We start from the raw sequence: 5,287 nt of genomic DNA on the forward strand, positions 1-5,287 counted from the left end.
CGCGGACGCCGCACGGCCCGGACCGGCGGCCGCCTCGGACAGCGGCCACCGGCCCGACTCCCGGCGACCGGGCGTCAGTTCCAGATGCCGCTGATGTCCGTGCCGTTCGCGGCGTTGCCCGCGTGGGTGCTCACCCCGGCGAGGTCCTCCAGGGTGCGCAGCACGTCGTAGTGGTTGTAGGTGGCGCCCGAGCTGCTGCCCGGGGCGACGTGCGCGCCGTAGACGAGGGTCGGGATCCGGTTGCCGGACAGGCTGTTGTCCTCGTCGAAGGTGACGAGCAGGAGGCTGTTGTGGCTCTGCGCCCACGTGGCGTACGCGCCCAGGTTGTTCTTGATCCAGGTGTCCCCGGTGCTGACCGAGCAGTCGTGCATGTCGCTGCACAGGTTCGGCACCACGAAGGAGACGTTCGGCAGGGTCGTGTAGTCGGTCGGGAACTGGGCGAAGGTCATGGCGGTGTTCAGCGGGACGTTGCCGAAGCCGAACCAGGGGTTGTGCTTCTGCGCGTACTTGCCGCTGCTGCACGTCGTGCTGCCCTGGCTGGGCAGGGACTCGTTGTAGCTGGCCCAGGTCTTCCCGGCGGCGGCCACCTCGGAGGCCAGGTTCGGCGTCTTGAACCCGCCGACCGTCACGCAGCTGTCGTCGACGGTGCCCTGGGTGGAGCCGGAGAACAGGGCGTAGTAGTTCGGCTCGCTGGGGTGGGTGATGCCGTAGGACTGGGTGAGGTTGGCCCCGCCCGCCTTCAGCGTGTTGTTGAGGTAGGGGGCGCTGCCGCTGCCGATGACCTGGGTGTAGGCGTGGTTCTCCATCACCACGACGACGATGTGGTCGGGCGTGGGCAGCCCGGCCGCCTGGGCGGTGGAGGCGGTCGCGGCCCAGAGCCCGGCGGAGGCGGCGATCAGGGCGACGGCCGAGCCGATCGCGGTCGCGGTCCGGCGGGAGCGGGGACGGGTACGGCGAGGGTCGTTCTCGGGCTTCACGGACGGAGTCATGACAATTCCTCGGGTGGAGGGCGGCCCCGCGGGGCCGCCCGAACGGGAGGTGGCGGACTGTCTCGTACCTGCGCCGACCTGGACCTAGTACGCGGTGCCGTTGGCGAAGTCGGTGGCGAAGGTCGACTCGATGGTGTTGAGCACCCCGGAGTCGGAGACGATCAGGCCCAGCTCGCGGTTGTTGTTCAGCGAGTTGTCGGAGAAGTTCTCCGAGCCGGCGAACACCTTGGCCGAGGCCGTGCCGTAGTCGGCGACGATGGCCTTGGCGTGGATGTACAGGCCGGTGGTCGAGGAGTAGGTGACGACCTTGGCTCCGGCCGCCGTCACCTGGTCGAAGTAGCTGCCGTAGGAGCTCGGGTTCATGCCGACGACGCGCACGGTGACGCCCCGGTTGGCGGCGGCGGTGATCGCGTCCACCAGGGCCTGGTCTCCGAACTCCAATTGCTCGACGTCCAGCGAGGATCGGGCGCCGTTGATCAGGTTCAGCAGCCGGGTCTGCGAGTCGGTGGGCGACCAGACCAGGTTGTCGCCGTCGGAGGGCGTGACGGAGGTCTTGGCGTAGTCGGCGGCGAAGACCTGCTCGATCGCGGCGACGTCGTTGGCGTCGGTGTCGACGACGCCGTAGTCGCGGTCGTTCGCGTAGTACACGCTGTCCAGGTTGCCGGTCATGATCAGCGACGTGGCGCCGTCCACCGTGACCGTCTTCTGGTGGGTGTAGACGAACGCCGAGGAGGAGTACGTCACCCCGACGCCGGCCGCCTTCAGCGCGCTGTACGCGGTGCCGTTGACCGAGGTGTGCTGGCCGTCCAGGATCACCCGGACCTTGACGCCGGCCTTCTGGCGGGCGATCAGGGCGTTGACCGCCGTGGTGTCGCGCAGCTCGTACATGGTGACGTCGACGGTCCTGGTCGCGGAGTTGATCAGGTTGTAGACCACCGTGTGGTCCTGGTCGGGGAAGACCACCGCGGTGTACGTGGCGGCGGTGGCGGCCTGGGCGGTGCCGGTGGCGGTGGCGGCCTGGGCGGTGCCGGTGGCGGATATCAGACCGGCGCCGGCGAGCAGCAGCGCACCGGCCCGGCGCGCGAAGGTGGCCAGGGGCATGGGGGGACTCCATGGTCGGTGAGGGGGAAGTCCGCGCGTCGCGCCGGACGGCGGACGAAGCGCCCGAACAGCATGCGGGCGCGGCAGTCAACGCGGGTAGACGACAGCAGGTAAAACCTTGCCCCCGGGCCGGAAAACGAACGGTGCGCCCGGCAAACCGGGCCGACAACGGACGATGCGGGCGATTCCGTTCACGTTGCCAACGGCCCTGCGGACCAGTGATAGTGATCTTCGATCGACACGGCCCGACGCCGCGTCAGCTCACGAGAGACTCACGGGAGAACCGAGGAACATGGCGAAGACCAGCCTTCTGCGCCCGCTCGCGGTGGCCGCCGCCGCTGCCGTCCTGGCGGCCACCGGCGCCGTTCCCGCCCTCGCCGCCGGGACGAGCGCCACCGCCGCCCTGCCCGTCCCGGACACCACCGCCGTGGAGGCCGCCCTCCAGGCCACCAGGGACGCGGGCGCCCCGGGCGCCTTCGCGGTGATCCGGGACCACGGCGTCGACCCCCGGACCCGGTCGGTGGCCCTCGGCCTGGCCGACCTGAACGGGACCCCGATGAACTCCTCGTGGAGGTTCCGGGTCGGCAGCAACAGCAAGATGTTCACCGCCGTTCTCGTGATGCAGCTGGCGGAGCAGGGCCTCATCGACCTCGACAAGCCGCTGCGCGACTACCTCCCGGCCGGCACCCTCCCGACCGGTTGGACCATGACCGGCCGTCAGGTCATGGAGCACCGCGCGGGCATCTACGACCACACCAACGACCTGCTGGAGCAGCCGGGCGAGGAGACCACGGCCGCCTTCGAGGCCCGCATCCGCACCAACGTGTACGCGCCCCGGGACCTGGTCGCGATGTCGGTCCGGCACGGCGTGCAGTACACCCCCGGCACCAGCTACTCCTACTCCAACACCGACTTCGTGCTGCTGGGCCTGGCGGTCGAGAACCTCACCGGCCGCGCGTTCCCGGACGTGCTGCGCGAGCGGATCCTCACGCCGCTGGGCCTCAACGACACCTCCTTCGTCGTCCCCGACCAGCGGATCCAGGGCCCGCACGTCACCGGCTACCTGACCAACGACGACCGCAGCAAGCCGCTGCTGAACTCCACCGAGCAGACCGGCTCCTGGGTGTGGGCCGCCGGCGCCGTCATCTCCTCCGCCGACGACCTCGACCGCTTCCTCACCGCGCTGGCGGCCGGAAGCTCCGGCGGGCTGGTCAAGGACGACTCGCTCCGGCAGATGGAGGCCGCGCTTCCCACCCCGACCACCAAGGTCGCCTACGGGCTGGGTCTGCGCCGCATCTCGCTCTCCTGCGGGGACGTGTACGGCCACGGCGGCATCGTCCAGGGCTTCAACACCCAGTCCTTCACCACCCCGGACGGGCGCCGCTCGGTGGTCACCTTCGCCAACGCCTCCAACAACGGCTCGGTGACCCAGGGGCTGATGAACGTCCTGGAGCCGGCCTTCTGCGGGAAGGCGCCGGCCACCGCGCCGCGCACCTCGTTCTCCGTCCAGGACGCCCGCAGCCAGGACGCTCGGAGCCAGGACGCCCGGAGCCAGGACGCCCGGGAGCTGCCCGTCGTGGACGATACCCGGATCTGACATCCGACCCCGGGACGGGCACGGCCGGGCCGCGCCGCTACGGCGCGATCCGGCCGTGCCGGCCGCCCGGCCGGGAGCCGTCCGCGCTCAGGTCGGTGAGGGCCTCGGTGAGGATCTCCCGGGCCTCGTCCGCCCGGCCCTGCTCGATCAGCGCGGTGCCGAGCTCGGTCAGCGTCTTGGTCATGCTGTCCGGCCGCCCGATCGCCTCGAAGTGGGCGAGCGCCTGCCGGTAGGCCTTCTCGGCGGCCGGCCAGCGCTTCAACGCGGCGCGGTCCTGCCCGAGTTCGTGCGCGGTCATGGCCGCCATCAGGTGCATCAGCGGCGAGGACCACCGCTCCACCAGCTCCAGCGCGCCCGCCAGCGCCCGGCGGCGGGACTCCACCGCCTCCTCGGCCCGGCCGAGGTTGCGCAGGCAGGTCGCCGCGCCGCGCAGGGTCACCAGCCGGCCGATCAGCGCCGAGCGGCTGTCGACGGCCCCGAAGGCCTCCGCGGCCCGCTGGTAGCTCTCGATCGCCTCCCGCTGCCGCTGCAACTGCCGCAGGCCGGAGCCGAGGTAGGTCAGCGCCCAGCCCTGCTGCAGGTCGTCGCCCAGGGAACGGGCCAACTCCAGCCCCTCACCGGCCAGTTCGATGCCGCGCTGGTAGCGGTGCAGACAGGTGACGTACGTCCAGGCCAGGTAGTTCACGTGCACCGCCTCGGCCTGCCGGTCGCCGAGGGCCCGGGCGGAGTCCGCCGAGAGCCGGAACACCTCGCCCCAGATGTCCCAGCTCAGCAGCCGGTCGGAGAACCAGTGCATGGCCTCGGCGGTGTCGATCACCTCCCGGTGGCGGCCCGTCCGCTGCGCCTCGTACAGCGCCGCCAGCCACTCCGGGTACTCGTCCTCCAGCCAGCGGGCCGCCTCGGTGAGCGGCACCGGCGGCGGGCCGGAGGGGTTCGCGGCCTCCTCGTGCGCGGTGTGGTCCGGGTCGAAGCGCAGCCCGTGCTCCGCCGCCTGGGCCAGCAGCCGGCGACCGGCCCGGGTACGGGCGTCGGCGACCTCCTCGGGCGTCTCGTCGGCGGCCAGCCGCTCGCCCGCGTACAGCCGCACCAGGTCGTGCAGGCGGTAGCGCTCCGTGGTGTCGGGCTGCACCAGCCCGGCGTCGACGAGCTGCTCCAGGACGAGTTCGGCGCGCGCCGGGGCGAGGCCCGCGTAGGCGGCCAGGACGGCGGCCGTGAAGTCCGGCCCGACGGTCAACGCGCAGCGGCGCAGCACCAGTCGGGACTCGGCGGGCAGCTTGCGGTAGGACAGCTCGAAGGCCGGACGCACCGCCAGGTCGCCGGTCTCCAGCAGGTCGAGGCGGTTCTCCTCGGCGGCGAGCTGGCGCGCCAGCTGGGCCACCGGCTGCTGCGGGCGGGCCACCAGCCGCTGCCCGGCGATCCGCAGCGCGAGCGGCAGGTAGCCGCAGAGCCGGGCCAGTTCGGCGGTGGCGTCGGGCGCGGCGGCGATCCGCTCGGGCCCGGCGATCCGGGCCAGCAGACCGGACGCCTCGGCCGGGGAGAGCACGCCCAGCCGCTGCCGGTGCACCGACTCCAGGCCGGGCAGGGCGTTGCGGCTGGTCAC

General features: G+C 72.1%; 4 protein-coding genes. 1 reads left to right on the top strand and 3 read right to left on the bottom strand.

The window, feature by feature from the left end; genetic code table 11:
- Nucleotides 1-74: 74 nt before the first annotated feature.
- Together J0670_RS29190 and J0670_RS29195 are read right to left on the bottom strand one after the other, a co-directional pair.
- Nucleotides 75-989, bottom strand: a complete 915-nt coding sequence (locus tag J0670_RS29190; protein ID WP_207814693.1) for an alkaline phosphatase family protein — start codon at nucleotides 987-989, stop codon at nucleotides 75-77.
- An 84-nt stretch (nucleotides 990-1,073) separates the two neighbouring features.
- Entirely contained in the window at nucleotides 1,074-2,090 is a 1,017-nt protein-coding gene (locus J0670_RS29195) for a phosphatidylserine/phosphatidylglycerophosphate/cardiolipin synthase family protein (protein ID WP_207814694.1), read from the bottom strand.
- 292 nt (nucleotides 2,091-2,382) lie between these two features.
- Between J0670_RS29195 and J0670_RS29200 the strand changes: the two genes are divergently transcribed.
- Nucleotides 2,383-3,687: a serine hydrolase gene (locus J0670_RS29200; RefSeq protein WP_207814695.1), complete on the top strand. Its 1,305-nt coding sequence runs from the start codon at nucleotides 2,383-2,385 to the stop codon at nucleotides 3,685-3,687.
- A 37-nt stretch (nucleotides 3,688-3,724) separates the two neighbouring features.
- On the opposite strand, the gene J0670_RS29205 is transcribed toward J0670_RS29200, so the two are convergent.
- The coding region (locus J0670_RS29205; protein WP_207814696.1) for a tetratricopeptide repeat protein at nucleotides 3,725-5,287 on the bottom strand (1,563 nt) is incomplete at its 5' end.

This window comes from Streptomyces sp. FH025, assembly GCF_017427025.1.
GTDB lineage: Bacteria > Actinomycetota > Actinomycetes > Streptomycetales > Streptomycetaceae > Kitasatospora.